Origin of the sequence: Vibrio splendidus (genome assembly GCF_024347615.1) — a bacterium.
Classification (GTDB): Bacteria; Pseudomonadota; Gammaproteobacteria; order Enterobacterales; family Vibrionaceae; genus Vibrio; species Vibrio splendidus.
In genome coordinates this window covers 650,045-666,036 of record NZ_AP025509.1, presented here as the reverse complement: position 1 = coordinate 666,036, position 15,992 = coordinate 650,045, and the positions used below count along the sequence as shown (strand labels likewise).

Sequence of the window (15,992 nt, the reverse complement as noted above, 5' to 3'; positions counted from 1 at the left end):
CCTTTCGGGTAGTTCGTTTTCGTAATTGATTTACATCATATTTTCATTTTCTTTCATAATTCATTATTCGTGTAGTTAAGAAATATATAACCTTCAGGAATTCTTATGAGCAAGATGAAGCTAGTCGTAATCGGTAACGGGATGGTAGGCCATCGCTATATCGAAGATTTAGTCGAGAAGACAGATGTTGCAAACATGGACATTACGGTGTTCTGTGAAGAACCACGTGTTGCGTATGACCGTGTTCACCTTTCTTCTTACTTTTCACACCACACTGCAGATGAACTTTCTTTAGTTAAAGAAGGTTTCTACGAGAAACATGGCATCAATATGCTGATCGGCGAACGTGCTATCAACGTTAACCGTGAAAAGAAAACAGTTTACTCAAGCACTGGTCGTGAAATTCAATACGACAAGCTTATCCTTGCTACGGGGTCTTTCCCATTCGTACCGCCGATTAAAGGCCACGAAGGCAAAGACTGTTTTGTTTACCGTACTATCGAAGACTTAAAAGCTATCGAAGCAACCGCTAAGAATTCTAAATCTGGTGTTGTTGTTGGTGGTGGTTTACTTGGCCTTGAAGCAGCAGGCGCACTTAAAGCGCTTGGCATAACCACTCACGTTGTTGAGTTTGCTCCAAAGCTTATGGCAGAGCAGCTTGATCTTGCAGGTGGTAATCAGCTTCGTCAAAAGATCGAACGTATGGGTGTCAATGTCCATACAAGCAAGAACACGCTTGAAATTGCTCCTGAAGGCACTGAAGCTCGTAACGTGATGCGTTTTGCAGACGGAACTGAGCTAGAAACTGATTTCATCGTATTCTCTGCTGGTATTCGCCCACAAGACAAACTTGCTCGTCAAATGGGTCTAGGTATTGCGCCTCGCGGTGGTATCGAGATCAACGATCACTGTCAAACGACAGACAAAGATATCTACGCAATCGGTGAGTGTGCGTCTTGGAACCAAACGTTCTACGGGCTAGTGGCTCCTGGTTACAAGATGGCGACAGTTGCCGTTGACCACGTTGTTGGTAACGAAAGCACATTTGAAGGTGCTGACATGTCTGCGAAGCTTAAGCTTCTGGGCGTGAAAGTAGGTTCAATCGGTGATGCAAACGGTCGTACTCCTGGTTGCAAAAGCTACGTTTACCAAAACGAAGAGCAAGAAGTTTACAAACGCTTAATCGTTTCTGAAGACAACAAGAAACTGCTTGGCGCAGTAATGGTTGGCGATACTTCTGATTACGGTGACCTTCTTCAACTTATGTTGAACGAAATTGACCTACCAGAACACCCAGATGCATTGATTCTTCCAGCACACGCTGGTGGTGAAAAACCAACGCTTGGCGCCGACTCATTACCGGAAACTGCCGTTATCTGTTCTTGTTTCGACGTAACCAAAGGCAAGATCGCTCAAGCGGTCGCTGAAGGTCACCATACCATTGGTGATATCAAAGCAGTGACCGGCGCAGGTACAGGTTGTGGTGGTTGTATTCCGCTTGTGACTTCTGTGCTAAACGCTGAACTTGCAAAAGCGGGTGTAGAAGTGAAGAACGACGTTTGTGAGCACTTTGCTTACTCTCGCCAAGAGCTTTTCCACCTGATTCGTATCGAAGAAATCAAAACATTCGACGAGCTACTTGAGAAATACGGTAAAGGCTACGGCTGTGAAGTATGTAAGCCTCTAGCGGGTTCTATCCTTGCTTCTTGCTGGGGTGACCACATCCTTAAGCCTGAACTAGTAAAACTGCACGATACCAACGACAACTTCTTAGGTAACATTCAGAAAGATGGTACTTACTCGGTTATCCCTCGTATGGCGGGTGGCGAAGTAACGCCTCAAGCTCTAAGCGTTCTTGCGGATGTTGCGGCTGAATACAACCTATATACGAAGATCACTGGTGCACAACGTATCGGTCTATTCGGTGCTCAGAAAGATGACTTACCAGCAATCTGGAAGAAGTTAATCGCTGCAGGTTACGAAACGGGTCAAGCTTACGCAAAAGCACTTCGTATGGCTAAGACATGTGTTGGTTCAACTTGGTGTCGTTACGGCGTTCAAGATTCAGTTGGCCTAGGCGTGATGATCGAGAACCGTTACAAAGGCATCCGTACTCCTCATAAGATGAAGTTCGGTGTGTCGGGCTGTACTCGTGAGTGTGCTGAGGCTCAAGGTAAAGATTTAGGTATTATCGCAACGGACGCTGGTTGGAACATGTATGTGTGTGGCAACGGTGGTATGAAGCCTCGTCACGCAGATTTATTGGCAAGCGACCTAGACCAAGAAACACTGCTGAAATACATCGACCGTTTCATGATGTTTTACATCCGCACGGCTGCGCCACTACAACGTACTTCGGTATGGATGGACAACCTAGAAGGCGGCGTTGACTACCTACGTGAAGTGATTGTTGATAATAAACTTGGCATCAACGACCAGCTTGAAGCTGACGTCGCTGGCCTAGTGGGTAACTTTGCTTGTGAGTGGACTGACACTATCAACGATGAAGCTCAACTTAAGCGCTTCTCACACTTCATCAATGCTGATGATCGCGATGAAAACGTTGTGTTTGTTGACGATGGCCGTGAACAACACCGCCCAGCAACATTTACAGAAAAACACCCAGAAGCGAAGGGCGACATCCTTCACGTTGAACTGGTTTAATTGGGAGACGACATCATGGCATTTACCAAAGTTTGTAAGATCGAAGATATTATTCCAGGTACCGGTGTTTGTGCATTGGTTGGTGGTGAGCAAGTTGCTATTTTCCGCCCAACTAAAGCCGAAGAAGTGTTCGCTATTAGTAATACTGATCCGTTTTTCCAATCAAACGTTTTATCTCGCGGTTTAACGGTTGAGCACAAAGGTGAGCTTTGGGTGGCGAGCCCACTTAAGAAGCAACGCTTTAACCTAGCAACAGGTGTGTGCATGGAAGACGAGAACTTCAGCGTGAAAGCGTATAAAGCTCGTATTACCAAAGGTGCTGTTGAAATCTCAGCATAATCGAATACGTAACAAGATTTGATAGATCAAGGGTTCTAGTTATCGACATTGCCTTAGTTCGGCAACTAGAACCTTTTCCTATCCGATTTTAACTTTTAATTTTAACTTTTTAAGGACAACCTTATGTCTCCTGATTTTAAACCAGCTGAATTCGTTCAAACGATGATCGATGTGGGTGAAGCGAAAACGAAAACGAGTACTCGTGATCTTCTGATTCGAAGCACAATGGCAGGCATCATTCTTTCTCTAGCCGTTGTTGTAGCAATCACGGCTATCGTGCAAACAGGTATCGGCATCGTTGGCGCTCTTGTGTTCCCAGTAGGCTTCGTGATTCTAAGTGTAATGGGTTACGACCTAGTAACGGGCGTATTCGGCCTTGCACCTTTAGCGAAATTCGATAACCGACCAGGTGTGACTTGGGGTCGTGTACTGCGTTGTTGGGGTATCGTTGGCCTTGGTAACCTTATCGGTTCTCTAATCGTTGCGGTACTGGTTGCTATCTCATTAACGGGTAATTTCTCTCTAGAACCAAATGCAGTAGCGCAGAAATTCATCGCTGTTTCTACTGGTCGCAGCCTAGGTTTTGAAAACATGGGTATGGACGGCTGGATCACGTGTTTCGTACGCGGCATCTTCTGTAACCTAATGGTTTGTCTAGGTGTGATTGGTAACATGACAGCACGTACAGTGTCTGGTCGTGTCGCAATGATGTGGTTCCCAATCTTTATCTTCTTCGCACTAGTATTCGAGCATACAGTAGTAAACATGTTCCTATTCCCACTGGGTATGATTCTTGGCGCTGATTTCGGTATCGCGACATGGTTGAACTTCAACCTTATCCCAACAATCCTAGGTAACATCGTAGGTGGTTTGTTCTTAACATGTGTACCTTTGTTCCTAACACACGCTAGAACAGCTCCTTCTCTAGGTGCTAAGTAATTCTGAATACGGTGAAACGTAATTTAGTATGAGATTTAGAGCCCCAACATCATGTTTGGGGCTTTTTTAGTTCGAACGCCTTAAACATCATCAATGCGTTGATTTTTATTGAGTAAAATACTCGCAATAGACTGTTTTGTTATAATTACTTCTATCTTCGTTAGTATTTAGACTGAATATTTAACTCAACACCTGATAGTCTAAGGGTTAAGGATTTGGATAAGTCATCATGAATACAGTGACTTATCACATAGATTAAAGCTTGAGATAAAACAAGCAAACCTTCGGAGCACAGCATGTCAGAAGTATCGTCATCGAATGTTAAAGAAGTAACCAAAGGATTGGTTTCATTAGTAGGCGCGGGCCCTGGTGACCCAGACTTACTTACCCTAAAAGCGGCACGCGTTATTCAACAGGCTGATGTGGTCGTTTATGACCGCTTAGTATCTAAAGATATCTTGGCAATGGCTAACTCCGATGCAGAAATGCTGTATGTGGGGAAAAAGCTCGATCATCACTGTGTACCACAAGATCAGATCAACCAATTATTGGTGACCAAAGCACAAGAAAACAAGCACGTTGTCCGTCTAAAGGGTGGTGATTCGTTTATCTTTGGTCGTGGTGGTGAAGAGTGTGAAACTCTGGCTGAAAACGGCGTGAGATTTGAAGTGGTACCCGGTATCACCGCAGCTGCAGGGGCGACTGCTTACGCGGGTATTCCGCTGACACATCGAGATCACGCACAAAGCGTTCAATTCATTACTGGCCACCTAAAGAAAGATGGCGAAGATATTGATTGGCGTTCGCTTGCTCAACACAATCACACGATCGTGTTTTACATGGGTCTGAAAGAGAGCCCGAACATTCAGAAAAACTTACTGGATAACGGTATGCGAGCAGACATGCCGGTTGCGATTATTGAGAATGGTACGCGTCAAGAGCAGAAAGTGTTCCGTGGTGGGTTGAGTGACCTAGCCAATCTTGCCAGCGTTGCAAAAAGCCCAGCATTGATTGTGGTAGGTAGCGTTGCTCAGCTTCATGAAAAATTGGCTTGGTTTAACACGCAAGCTTAATTGATTAATTTACAAGTTAGTGTGTTAAGCGAACGCTTAGCTGACTAAGAATCAAATACTGCAGCGGCTACTTTGTCGCTGCATTTCTTTTTGGCGCATAGGCATCTCATCAATAATGTCGGTGATAAGGTTCCAATCCGTCTTCCCATTCCATCGGTGCTTTTCTTTTCCGTCTTTACCTATCAAAACAGCAGTATGTGAGCCTTTCGGTATTCCATAGCTGTCGGTTACCGCCTCTAAGTTAAATTCTTCTTCAAGCCAAGTAGGGACTGTGTAGCCGCTTTCCGCGATGACTATGATAACCACGTCTCGTTCATCCAATTGACAGTTATTGATTAACACTTCATTGAGAAACTCTTTGACGGCGGAGTCTTCCTTCGGCGCAAAATAGATCACACTGCGGTGCGGTAAGGCCTTGGAGTGAGAGTAGGCTGGGTAAGCGTGCAACGAGTTGACTGATAGAATCATAAACATAACCGCGCTTGTTAATAGAGTTTTCAATGGTTTGGATATTGCTTTGGTTATCCCTGAACAGCAAAAGGCCAACACTGAGCCGTTGGTGTTGTTGCCAAGGTATGATCTGATTATTTGTTGGTGCTGCATGTCCCACCTTCCTTGATAAACTCAAACAAGCTCTGAGTTAAGCGAATAACAGCTACGTTGAGCTAATAGTAGCGACGTTAAGCCAATAACAGCTGCGTTAAGCCAATAACAGCTACGTTAAGCTAATAATAGCTACGTTAAGCCAATATTAACTACGTTAAGCATAGCTAATGAGTTCATTTTTATTAAAGAAAGCGGCTCGCATTTTAGAGTTGAATAGAATAGGGTATACGGAAAATCTAAAGGTATGAAATTATGGAAAACATAGCAATTTTGGTCGACGTTCAGAACGTTTACTACACAACGCGTGACAAATACCGTTCTAACTTCGACTATAACCAGTTTTGGTATGTTGCCACGGAAGGGCGTAACGTTGTGGCAGCTAATGCTTACGCAATCTCAAGCCAAGATCCAAAGCAGCGTCAATTTCACCATATCCTTCGTGGTGTGGGTTTTAATGTGAAGTTAAAGCCGTTTATTCAGCGCCGAGATGGCAGTGCAAAAGGCGACTGGGATGTAGGTATCGCGTTAGATGCGATAGAACTTGCTGAGACGGTTGATACGATTGTTTTGGTATCAGGAGATGGTGATTTCGAAATCCTTGTAGAGCGAATCAAAGAGCGTTTTGGCAAACCTGTTGAAGTGTATGGCGTTCCGGGGTTAACTGCTCAAAATCTTATCGATTCTGCCTCAAAATTTGTACCGATTGAAAAAGATTTTCTTCTATAGAGGAAATCCCACACTTTATAATTGAAATCAATAATAACGATAATTAGAATGCAAACTGTTCTTATTTATCGGTGTGTGCAATGTCTCGCGTTTTAGTTGTTGATGATGATATCCAGTTGTGTGAGTTACTGGGTGAAGTATTGGAAAATGAGGGGTATCACGTCGATACCGTTCATTGTGGTGAATCTGCGCTAGAGTTTATTCAATCGAACCCTGTCGATTTGGTTCTACTAGACGTAATGCTTCCAAACTTGAGCGGAATTCAAGTGGCGAGGCGTATTTGTCAGCGTTTTGCTACTCCCATTCTTATGCTGACTGCGCTGAACGACGATGCCTCTATGCTGGATGGCTACCAAGCTGGAGCCGACCAGTACATCGCCAAACCTTTCAATGTTCCTGAGCTCCTAACCCGTATTAAGGTGATCTTGCGCCGAGTCGGTTTTGAACGCCAGAGACAATCTTTAGCTTCCTCTAATCACGGTTTGTGCGAACAACTCTCTCGTTTACCTCTCACGGGCACTGAAAAAGATTTGCTTGATTATCTTGTCAAAAATGACGGTATTGTCGTCTCAAAATCTGACCTGCAAATCCATGTTCTAAAGAAAGAGCTTTGTCCTTTCGATCGTAATTTAGATATGCACATCAGTAATATACGCCGAAAATTGGTCCAAGCTGGCTTGTCGAAGCAACATATCAAAACTGTTCGTGGTAAAGGTTATAGCTACCTAGAGTCGGTAGGAGTATGAGTAAAAAACTGCTGCGTTGCCCTGATTTTATTGCTAAGCGCAAAGACGGACTCACTTTCCAATTATTCAGTTACCTGACCGTCATTTTAGTTAGCATTTTGACCCTACAAGGTGTCGCTGAAAGAGCCTTGATGAAAGCGCTGCTTAAAGTGCCAGAATCGGTTAAAGCTGAAATGCTCGACCTTGCTTATCAAGCGAATGTATTGATTGAAGAAGGGGACATGGATGAACTCGCGGATTGGGGCAATGCTCAGCAGTATTATCTGTTTGTCATCGATAAAGACAATCGACCAGTTACACATCGTCACATGCACCCGCATTTTGAATTTAAGCTCAAATACTTAAGAACGTTAGATCACCAACTTAGTGATCGTGTGAGTAAGCCGATATTCGGCCTGCCACTCAATAACGGTAAAACACTGGTTATCCAACTCCCACACCAGTTTCACCCGGCTAAATCCTTTGCGCCATATTCTTACATGTTGAAAGCGGTAATAGCTTTGATCGTGTTGTCTCTGTTCTCAATTATCATGGCGAAAAGCCTGCAGCAGCCGCTGGATAGATTAAGAGAAGCGAGCCGAAGGTTGGCGCAAGGCGACTTCACTGTCAGTGTAGTGTCTGAGTTAAATTCCACGACGCGGGAGTTCAACGAACTTGCTCATGATTTTGATCATATGACAGTTGAGATCAAGTCTCTCGCTGAAAAGCAGCGTCGTTTGATTCGCGATGTGTCTCATGAACTTAGAACACCATTGGCAAGGCAAAACCTCGCATTGCACCTGTTGCGCAGTAAGGTAGATGATAAGAGCATAGGCTTGCTTGAGCGAATGGAAAGTGAAACGGAAGAGATGAACAAGCTGGTGGGTGAGATCCTTGAATTCAGCCGTCTAGAAACGTCTCGCTATGACTCCAAGTCAAGCTTGATGCACCTTGAGCATTATTGTTCGATGCTAATCGCGCAGATGCAAAATGATTTAAAACCGAATCAAACTTTGATTGGTGATTTAGAGACGCCGACATCAATGGTTAATGTTGATGAAAGGTTACTCCTGCGAGTTATCGGTAATTTGGTCAGTAACGCGATCAAATATGCGGGTGAGAATGCTCATGTTGTCGTGACTACCTATGAACTGTTAACCGATAAACGTTACAGTGTCATATCTGTAGAAGATGACGGTGATGGCATTCCTGATAACAAGATTGCAGGGATTTTCGATCCGTTTACTCGCATAGAGTCAGCCCGTGATAAACAGTCTGGTGGTTACGGTCTTGGGCTAGCGATCGTGAAGGAAGCCATGGGTGTGATGAATGGGCAGGTTACTGCTGAGAATAGAGACGATGGGGGATTGAGAGTAAATCTAATGTTCCCAATCGCTGATTAGCTTCCTGCTGTTACCTGTCTTGCTCCATAGATAACTATGACTGAAAGCGTGCTAAGAAGCATAGCTTAGAAATATAGCTTAGAAATATAGCTCAGAAATATAGCTTAGAAATATAACTTAGAAACATAGCCCAATAAAAAACGCCACTGCATCAGCAGTGGCGTTTTTGTTTATACGCTTTTGATTATCAGCTAGGCATAGCCATTAATTACGCCTTAGCTTGAAGGTAAGAGCGACAGAAAAGCTAGATTATGCCTGTTGGCGTGTTAGCTTAACTTCTTCTTCTTTCTCACCAGCAGCAGGGTCATTGAAGCGAGCTTCGTCAAAAGAACCTTCAGACTTAGCCACAATGATAGTTACGGCACTATCACCTGTGATGTTTACTGCGGTACGAATCATATCAAGAAGACGGTCAACACCCATGATAAGCGCGATACCTTCAAGCGGTAGACCAACTTGGTTCAATACCATCGCTAGCATAACAAGACCTACACCTGGAACACCTGCAGTACCAACAGACGCCAATGTCGCTGTTAGGATAACCATAAGGTAATCACCCATGGTCAGGTCGATGTTGTATGCCTGTGCGATAAATGCCGTTGCAACACCCTGCATGATAGCAGTGCCGTCCATGTTCACTGTTGCACCTAGCGGTACAGTGAAAGAAGCGACTTTGTTGTCTACGCCCATGCGGTTTTTAGCCGTTTCCATCGTTACTGGAATCGTTGCGTTTGAAGATGCCGTTGAGAATGCAAACATGATTGCATCTTCCATCTTACGTAAGAACGTAATCGGGCTTAGGCCTGTGAATCCTTTAAGCATTGCACTGTAGGTAACCAAACCGTGTAGAAGTAGGGTACCAGCAAGTACTAAGAAGTATTCTGCTAGGTTCCAAATTGCGCTTAAACCAAGCCCAGAGAACAGCTTCGCCATCAAGAAGAACACACCGTAAGGCGCCAGGTTCATCAGAAGAGCAACAAGCTTCATGATCACTTCGTTCAAGTCAGAGAAAACCGCTGCGATACGCTCGCCAGGTTTACCCGCTGCACTGATTGCAATACCAAACAACACAGCAAATACGATAACTTGCAGCGTTTTGCCCTCAGCCATCGCCTGAATAGGGTTGGTTGGGAACATGTCGATGATTACTTGGCCCAAAGAAGGGGCGTCCGCTGATTTGAAAGAGCTCGCAGCAGTAAGATCCGCACCAGCTCCAGGTTGGAACAGGTTACCGATAGTGAGTGCTAGAGTGATAGCAACGGCTGTAGTACCGATATAAAGTGCAAGCGTTTTGCCACCCATACGGCCAAGAGTTGATAAGTCTTTAAGAGAGCTTGTACCGCACACTAGTGAAACGAAGACTAGTGGCACAACAAGCATTTTTAAACTGGCGACAAAAATCTGTCCGCCTACTTCAAAGAGTCCGTTAACGATGTAGTTGTTAACAAATCCGCTGTCTGCAAAAAGGGATTGAATGGCAAATCCCGTTAATATGCCCACGACCATACCGAGGATAACTCGACCAGTTAAAGACATAGGTTTCTTGGTATTCATTTAGAACACTCCTTATTATTTATAACTTTGATACCTTTTCAAAGTGAGCGGGAGATTAGCAGTCGGTTGATCAAATCGAAAAACAAAAAATGAGTTTGAAATTATAGATGTGATCAGAATCACTGATAATCGTGTAAATTAAACAAATAAAAACAAAATAATTCACCATTTATTTACATTTATCGAGGGTTTTATACATCAATCAGTCGTTTCAAAGGTAGTAAATAAGACAAGACAGTATTTGTATTGATCTTGGCTGCTTAGATTGATCAGACCAATGACCTTATAGTGAAATGTTGAATTCATGTTTACAGATCTGCACGCTCAATTAACGTATTGAATTGATTTTGTTGAGCTAAAGAAAGTGTACGTTCAGTGGGCTTTACAAATCTTTACGAATGCAAAGAATGTAAATTTAATGCAAATGGTAATAATTATCACTTATATTCACTCCCGAAATGATTCAGTGGTACCGGAAACGGTTCAACCGAGCACATCGAATAAATAACAAAGTGCTCGTACAAAAGAATAAAAGCGGAGTAAAGGACATGTTTTCAAAGAGCCCATTGGCCTTAGTGATCGGCGCAGTATTAGCTTCACCAGCAGTATTGGCAGAAACAGTAAAAACAGACGAACACATGGTTGTTGAAGGTCGTGACTACGGTTACAAGGCCGATACAAACACAACAGCAATGCGCATGGAGGCGACTCAATTAGAGACTCCGGGACAAGTTTCAGTAATCGATGAGCAAATCATCGATGAACAGCGTGCAAGTACGTTAGGTGAAGTTCTTAAAAACGACGCATCTGTTGGTGCGGGTTCTAAGTCAACTAACCGTGAGCGTTTCACGCTTCGTGGTTTTGATTTGGAGAGTAGCTCTGGCTACCTGCGTGATGGCGTCCAACACTGGTCTCACTACCGTCAGCCAGTAGAGCTTTTGGAGCGAGTTGAAGTATTGAAAGGCCCAGCTGGTCTACTTTACGGTAAGTCTGCTCCTGGCGGTCTTGTGAATATGGTTTCTAAGAAGCCAACATATGAAACTCAAGTTAACGTAAGCCAAGATATTGGTTCTGATAGCTACACTCGTACTACTGCTGATGTAAGTGGCTCATTGAACGATGACCAAACCTTACGTGCTCGTCTTATTGTTTCACAAGAAAATCAAGACTCTTACCGCACACGTTTTGATGGTACAGATGTAGAGACAGACCGCTTTGTTGGTGGCCTATTTGTTGATTACGATATTAACGAAGACATCATGTTGTCTGTGCACTACGACCGCACTATTGAAGAGGGCGATTTAGACAACGGTTCTAAAATCGATACTTCTACTGGTAAAGTTATCGACCCTAACACGGTTAATGACCAACGCTTTGCTCAAACAGATAACGACGTTGCAAACTACGGTGCATCGGTAACCGCTAACTTGAACGACGCTTGGTCTGTGAAGACAGGCATCAGCCGTCAGTTCTATGAACGTCAACGTACAGAATCAAACAACACAGTATATAGCGATAAGAGCGGCGGTTACGGCTACAAGGTATCAGACCGTCACGATGAATGGACGTTTGATACGGCTTATGTAGATTTTACTGGTGATTTCGATGCACTAGGTGTAAACCACCGCCTACTTGTTGGTGTGAATGGTCTTCATTACGATTACGAGCGTTTATACGATTCTGGCTACACATGTGTTAACGCAACAGAAGCAGAAGCTGCCGCTGCATGTGGTAACGGCTTTAATATGCCTTCTAACGTTAGCTACAAGAACGACAATGAAGTGTCTCACTCTGAAAGCCAACACTACGGTCTTTACGTTCAAGATCTAGTAACACTGACTGAACAGTGGCAAGTACTTGGTGGCGTGCGTTTCGCTTACGACAAAACGACGAGCAGTTCTAATCAAGAAGAAAGCTACAACAACATTCTTCCTAAGCTTGGTGTGATTTATTCACCAGCGCCTAATGGTTCGATTTACGCGGTTTACTCTGAAAGTTTCGAACCTATTGGCGAAATCACAGATAAAGATGACGTGAACTTTGGTCAGTCTCAAGATGCTAAGAAGGGTACGCTTTACGAACTAGGCTCTAAGTGGGAACTGTTTGACGAACGTCTGTTCGTATCTGGAGCGCTTTTCCAGATCACTCAATCGAACATGCAGGTGACTGAAGATCTAGATCCAGCTAATAATAACGGCAAAGAGACACGCACAAGCCAAGTTGGTGAACAAGTTCATACTGGTGTAGAACTGTCGGCTACTGGTTACATGACGGAAGCATTCTCTTTGAGTGCATCAACCATGTTCTTGGATGCTGAATACCAAAATGATCCTGCACTTGAAGGTAAAACTCCAGCAGACGTTCCTGAGTTTACTGCAAGTATTTGGTCTACTTATGCATTCAACAATGGTACTGATGTAAACCTAGGTGTTTACCATGTAGGTGAGCGTTACACAGAAAGCGCTAACACGTTTAAGAAAGATGCTTACACTCGTGTAGACATGGGTATCGCCCATACAATGAAGTATGACGAAAACCTAGATTTCGTTGCTCGTTTCAATGTAGAAAACCTGTTTGATACAGATTACCTTGAAGGCGGCAGCACAAGTAGCGTAGTAATCGGCGAAGGCCGCAACTACATGGCAACACTGCAGGTTAAATACTAATTTGTCTGTAGGATGTCATTGATAGCTTAAATACTAAGGGGAAGGTTTCGACTTTCCCCTTTCGTGATTCTGCTATTTAGTAAAAATATCCCTAGTAATGCGAGTGACTTTTAATGATAATGAGACTGCTTATCAATAAAACTCATTTGACCTTCTTCTTATAGTAAATGACTACAATTATGAATCTTTTAAAAACTAGCCTAGCGCTTGCCATCAGTTTGGTTGCAACGTCTTCTATGGCAAACAGCTTGGATCAAGCTCAATCAATTCAAAACAAGACCAATAACGCGTCGGCTTCGAGCCAAAAGGTTATTGATAAAAGCTCACAAGCGACTTTAATGCTGCAAGCTGAGATTGAGCGTCTGCAAGAAGAAGTGAAAAATCTAGAAATCTATCACGATCACCTTGCTGCATTGGTTGAAAGCCAGAATCAAGAAGCTCAGAGCATTGAAGGGCAGATCGATGAAATTAAGCTAACGCGTCAAGGTGTTGTGCCTTTAATGTACAAGATGATCGATGGCCTCCAAGAAGTTATTGAAAGTGATCTTCCTTTCAAGAAAAAGAGCCGTCTGCGTCGCGTTGAAAAGCTGAAAGCGATGATAACTCGTGCTGATGTCAGCGACGCTGAAAAATATCGCCGTATCTTAGAGGCGTATCAAATTGAAGTGGATTACGGTATTAAGCTCAGTTCTTATTCAAGCCGTGTCGAGTTAAGTAAAGATAAAGTACTTGAAGTTGACGTTTTGCATCTTGGACGTATTTCACTAGTCGCTCGTAACTTGAATGGTACTCAATATTGGTCTTGGGACCAAAATAGCGCTCAATGGCAAGAGCTTGATTCTTCGATGAAATCTGAGTTGGACAAAGCGTACGATATTGCTAATAAGCAAGCATCTCCAAGCTTAATCACTTTACCTGTTTCTTTAACTGTTGCGGAGGTTAAGTAATGAACTTTAAGCCATTAGCAGCATTGCTTTGTATTACGTCCATTTCATTTTCTGCTTTCTCTGCATCAGACACGACTGCTCAGCTAGTTAATAAAGCAAAATCAGAAAGCCGCACTCAAGCTTCTCACAACGTGGTGCGTGAGGCTGACTTCAAAAAGACAGAACAAGAACTCAAAGCCATCAAAGCACAGCTTGATGCGAAACGTACATCGGTTCAAAACGCGACAGACGTTCTAACGAGTACATTCAGTGATAACGAAAATAAACTGGCTCGTTTAGAAGAGAAACTGCGTTTAGAGACTGGTAGCTTAGGTGAGTTGTTTGGAGTTGTAAGACAAAACGCGAAAGATCTCGATCATGAACTATCTGACACCGTTACTAATGTCGATCGAGCTGTTTACACAGAAACTGTTTATGACATCGTGGACGCTAAATCATTGCCTTCGATGTCTCAATTAACAGGCCTTTGGTTAAGCATGATGGAGCAAATCAAAGCGAGCTCGGAGATAAGCAAATCGACTGTTGCTCTTGTTAATGATGAGGGAGTAACTGAAAGTGCAGAAGTTTATCGCCTTGGTTCTATTGGTTTGGTTGCAGAACCAGGTTACGTATGGTGGGACTCTAAGCACCAAGATGCGATTGTTTACTTGAAGCAGCCATCAAATGGTCCAACACTGGCGTCGCTTTCTACATTAGCTAATGGCGAAGTGTCTAACGTGGTAGTCGATCCCTCCCGTGGATTCATGCTAGATCAATTAGCTTTGGAACCAAGCCTAACTGACCGCCTTCAAGCGGGTGGTGTTGTTGGTAAAGTGATTCTTGGCTTGTTGGCAATTGGTTTAATCATCGCATTAGTTCGTGGTATTTCTTTGGCTATCGCTCGTCAGAAAATTCGCGCACAACTTAAGAACCCTGAACAAGCGGGTGACAACCCTCTGGGTCGCGTTCTTGCGGTTTACAACAAAGAACAAAACCAAACGGTTGAAGCACTTGAGCTACGTCTTTTAGAAGCGGTCGTTGATGAACAGACTCACCTAGAGAAAGGTTTGTCGATGCTGAAACTTCTAGCAGCGCTCGCACCTATGCTTGGCTTGTTGGGTACCGTAACCGGCATGATCGAAACATTCCAAGTGATTACACAGTTTGGCAATGGCGACCCTAAAGTGATGGCGGGTGGTATTTCGATGGCGCTTGTAACAACCGTACTTGGTCTTGTTGCTGCAATGCCACTACTACTGGCACATAACATTCTTAGCACTCAATCAGAGAACATTCGCAATATTCTTGAGAAACAAGGGATTGGCCTTGTTGCTGAGCAGGCAGAAAAGACGGTTGAATCAAAACTTGTTGTCTCACCAGTTGGGACTGCTGCGTAATGGATATTTTGTCGGGTTCTCTATTACCAGCAAGTTGGTTAACGAGTGACTGGCTGCTGTCTTTATCAAGCTTTATGGAGCAGGGCGGTTTCGTCCTGTGGTGGCTAGCCGCTGTTGTCCTAGTGTATTGGGTGCTTGTGGTAGAACGTGTGCTTTATCTAGCGTTCTACTTTCCAAAGCAACGCCAAGCTTGGATTACAAAGTGGCATGAAAGAGAAGATCACTCTTCTTGGCATGCTAAAGCCATTCGTGAAGGTTGGTTAGGCCAAGCGAGTATCTTACTTAACCAAAACTTGAATTTTATTAAGCTGTTAGTCGCGATTTGTCCTATGTTGGGCTTGTTAGGTACCGTTACCGGTATGATCTCTGTTTTTGATGTCATGGCGACTCAAGGAAGCAGTGACCCTAAATTGATGGCTTCAGGTATCTCGTTGGCAACACTGCCAACCATGGCGGGTATGGTTGCTGCATTAGCGGGCATGTTTGTTCACGCTCGTTTAGCGAAAGTGTGTAACCGCTTAGAATTGAAATTAGAAAAATCTTTAAGGAGTCAACGATGAGACTCGGTCGACGTCATTCTAAAAACGAAGAGGCTCAAATAGACCTTACTTCGATGCTTGATATTGTATTTATCATGCTTATTTTCTTTATTGTGACCAGTTCATTTGTTCGTGAATCAGGGGTTGAAGTCAATCGCCCACAAGCTTCTAACGTAGTAAGCCAAAAAGATGCGGGCATCTTTGTAGCGATTACTTCTGCGAATGACATCTTCATAGATAAACGTGTTGTTGATGTTGAGCGTGTCCAAGCAACGTTAGAACACTTGTTGCTAGAACAACCTGATGCTTCTTTGGTTATTCAAGCGGATGAACACGCTTACAGCGGTACGGTTGTTAAAGTGATGGACGCTGCTAAAGGTGCGGGTGTTAAAAACATTGCGCTTGCTGCTGAAAAGCGATGATCTTGGAGGATCT

General features: G+C 43.7%; 14 protein-coding genes. 12 read left to right on the top strand and 2 right to left on the bottom strand.

Going from position 1 to position 15,992, the window contains the following annotated elements; genetic code table 11:
* Positions 1-105: 105 nt before the first annotated feature.
* The 4 genes from nirB (at position 106) to cobA (ending at position 5,015) form a co-directional block, all read left to right on the top strand.
* Positions 106-2,664 carry a nitrite reductase large subunit NirB gene (gene nirB / locus OCU90_RS20295; protein ID WP_061025144.1) on the top strand — a complete coding sequence of 853 codons (2,559 nt, stop codon included), beginning with the start codon at positions 106-108 and terminating at the stop codon, positions 2,662-2,664.
* Positions 2,665-2,679: 15 nt separating this feature from the next.
* Positions 2,680-3,003 carry a nitrite reductase small subunit NirD gene (gene nirD, locus OCU90_RS20290; RefSeq protein WP_004731122.1) on the top strand — a complete coding sequence of 108 codons (324 nt, stop codon included), beginning with the start codon at positions 2,680-2,682 and terminating at the stop codon, positions 3,001-3,003.
* Between the two features lie 123 nt (positions 3,004-3,126).
* The gene (locus tag OCU90_RS20285) at positions 3,127-3,942 is read left to right on the top strand and encodes a formate/nitrite transporter family protein (RefSeq protein WP_017079293.1); all 816 of its coding nucleotides are present in this window, start codon (positions 3,127-3,129) and stop codon (positions 3,940-3,942) included.
* 296 nt (positions 3,943-4,238) lie between these two features.
* Positions 4,239-5,015: a uroporphyrinogen-III C-methyltransferase gene (gene cobA, locus OCU90_RS20280; protein ID WP_017082138.1), complete on the top strand. Its 777-nt coding sequence runs from the start codon at positions 4,239-4,241 to the stop codon at positions 5,013-5,015.
* 51 nt (positions 5,016-5,066) lie between these two features.
* On the opposite strand, the gene OCU90_RS20275 is transcribed toward cobA, so the two are convergent.
* On the bottom strand, positions 5,067-5,618 hold the full coding sequence (locus tag OCU90_RS20275; RefSeq protein ID WP_061025147.1) for a DUF4174 domain-containing protein: 552 nt from the start codon (positions 5,616-5,618) through the stop codon (positions 5,067-5,069).
* A gap of 255 nt (positions 5,619-5,873) precedes the next feature.
* On the opposite strand from OCU90_RS20275, the gene OCU90_RS20270 reads away from it, so the two are divergent.
* From OCU90_RS20270 to OCU90_RS20260, 3 genes are all read left to right on the top strand, one after another.
* Entirely contained in the window at positions 5,874-6,347 is a 474-nt protein-coding gene (locus tag OCU90_RS20270; protein WP_004731130.1) for a LabA-like NYN domain-containing protein, read from the top strand.
* A gap of 80 nt (positions 6,348-6,427) precedes the next feature.
* A complete protein-coding gene (locus OCU90_RS20265; RefSeq protein WP_017079290.1) occupies positions 6,428-7,093 on the top strand; it encodes a response regulator transcription factor in 666 nt (221 codons plus the stop codon).
* A complete protein-coding gene (locus OCU90_RS20260) occupies positions 7,090-8,475 on the top strand; it encodes a sensor histidine kinase (protein ID WP_061025149.1) in 1,386 nt (461 codons plus the stop codon). The genes OCU90_RS20265 and OCU90_RS20260 overlap by 4 nt, the downstream gene beginning before the upstream one ends.
* Before the next feature lie 249 nt (positions 8,476-8,724).
* On the opposite strand, the gene OCU90_RS20255 is transcribed toward OCU90_RS20260, so the two are convergent.
* On the bottom strand, positions 8,725-10,029 hold the full coding sequence (locus tag OCU90_RS20255; protein WP_017093555.1) for a dicarboxylate/amino acid:cation symporter: 1,305 nt from the start codon (positions 10,027-10,029) through the stop codon (positions 8,725-8,727).
* A gap of 548 nt (positions 10,030-10,577) precedes the next feature.
* Between OCU90_RS20255 and OCU90_RS20250 the strand changes: the two genes are divergently transcribed.
* The 5 genes from OCU90_RS20250 (at position 10,578) to OCU90_RS20230 (ending at position 15,979) form a co-directional block, all read left to right on the top strand.
* Entirely contained in the window at positions 10,578-12,695 is a 2,118-nt protein-coding gene (locus OCU90_RS20250) for a TonB-dependent siderophore receptor (protein WP_061025151.1), read from the top strand.
* Between the two features lie 179 nt (positions 12,696-12,874).
* A complete protein-coding gene (locus OCU90_RS20245; protein ID WP_017090377.1) occupies positions 12,875-13,642 on the top strand; it encodes a DUF3450 domain-containing protein in 768 nt (255 codons plus the stop codon).
* Positions 13,642-15,018 (top strand): MotA/TolQ/ExbB proton channel family protein, encoded by a 1,377-nt coding sequence (locus OCU90_RS20240; protein WP_061025153.1) that lies wholly within the window; start codon positions 13,642-13,644, stop codon positions 15,016-15,018. The genes OCU90_RS20245 and OCU90_RS20240 overlap by 1 nt, the downstream gene beginning before the upstream one ends.
* Positions 15,018-15,578 (top strand): MotA/TolQ/ExbB proton channel family protein, encoded by a 561-nt coding sequence (locus OCU90_RS20235; RefSeq protein ID WP_004731144.1) that lies wholly within the window; start codon positions 15,018-15,020, stop codon positions 15,576-15,578. The genes OCU90_RS20240 and OCU90_RS20235 overlap by 1 nt, the downstream gene beginning before the upstream one ends.
* Positions 15,575-15,979: an ExbD/TolR family protein gene (locus OCU90_RS20230; RefSeq protein WP_054542424.1), complete on the top strand. Its 405-nt coding sequence runs from the start codon at positions 15,575-15,577 to the stop codon at positions 15,977-15,979. The genes OCU90_RS20235 and OCU90_RS20230 overlap by 4 nt, the downstream gene beginning before the upstream one ends.
* Positions 15,980-15,992 lie beyond the last annotated feature (13 nt).

Coding starts and splice junctions, on each gene's coding strand:
- OCU90_RS20240 (WP_061025153.1), top strand. CDS start 13,642: ATGAACTTTAAGCCATTAGCAGCATTGCTTTGTATTACGTCCATTTCA.
- OCU90_RS20235 (WP_004731144.1), top strand. CDS start 15,018: ATGGATATTTTGTCGGGTTCTCTATTACCAGCAAGTTGGTTAACGAGT.
- nirB (WP_061025144.1), top strand. CDS start 106: ATGAGCAAGATGAAGCTAGTCGTAATCGGTAACGGGATGGTAGGCCAT.
- OCU90_RS20230 (WP_054542424.1), top strand. CDS start 15,575: ATGAGACTCGGTCGACGTCATTCTAAAAACGAAGAGGCTCAAATAGAC.
- nirD (WP_004731122.1), top strand. CDS start 2,680: ATGGCATTTACCAAAGTTTGTAAGATCGAAGATATTATTCCAGGTACC.
- cobA (WP_017082138.1), top strand. CDS start 4,239: ATGTCAGAAGTATCGTCATCGAATGTTAAAGAAGTAACCAAAGGATTG.
- OCU90_RS20275 (WP_061025147.1), bottom strand. CDS start 5,618: ATGCAGCACCAACAAATAATCAGATCATACCTTGGCAACAACACCAAC.
- OCU90_RS20285 (WP_017079293.1), top strand. CDS start 3,127: ATGTCTCCTGATTTTAAACCAGCTGAATTCGTTCAAACGATGATCGAT.
- OCU90_RS20245 (WP_017090377.1), top strand. CDS start 12,875: ATGAATCTTTTAAAAACTAGCCTAGCGCTTGCCATCAGTTTGGTTGCA.
- OCU90_RS20250 (WP_061025151.1), top strand. CDS start 10,578: ATGTTTTCAAAGAGCCCATTGGCCTTAGTGATCGGCGCAGTATTAGCT.
- OCU90_RS20270 (WP_004731130.1), top strand. CDS start 5,874: ATGGAAAACATAGCAATTTTGGTCGACGTTCAGAACGTTTACTACACA.
- OCU90_RS20255 (WP_017093555.1), bottom strand. CDS start 10,029: ATGAATACCAAGAAACCTATGTCTTTAACTGGTCGAGTTATCCTCGGT.
- OCU90_RS20265 (WP_017079290.1), top strand. CDS start 6,428: ATGTCTCGCGTTTTAGTTGTTGATGATGATATCCAGTTGTGTGAGTTA.
- OCU90_RS20260 (WP_061025149.1), top strand. CDS start 7,090: ATGAGTAAAAAACTGCTGCGTTGCCCTGATTTTATTGCTAAGCGCAAA.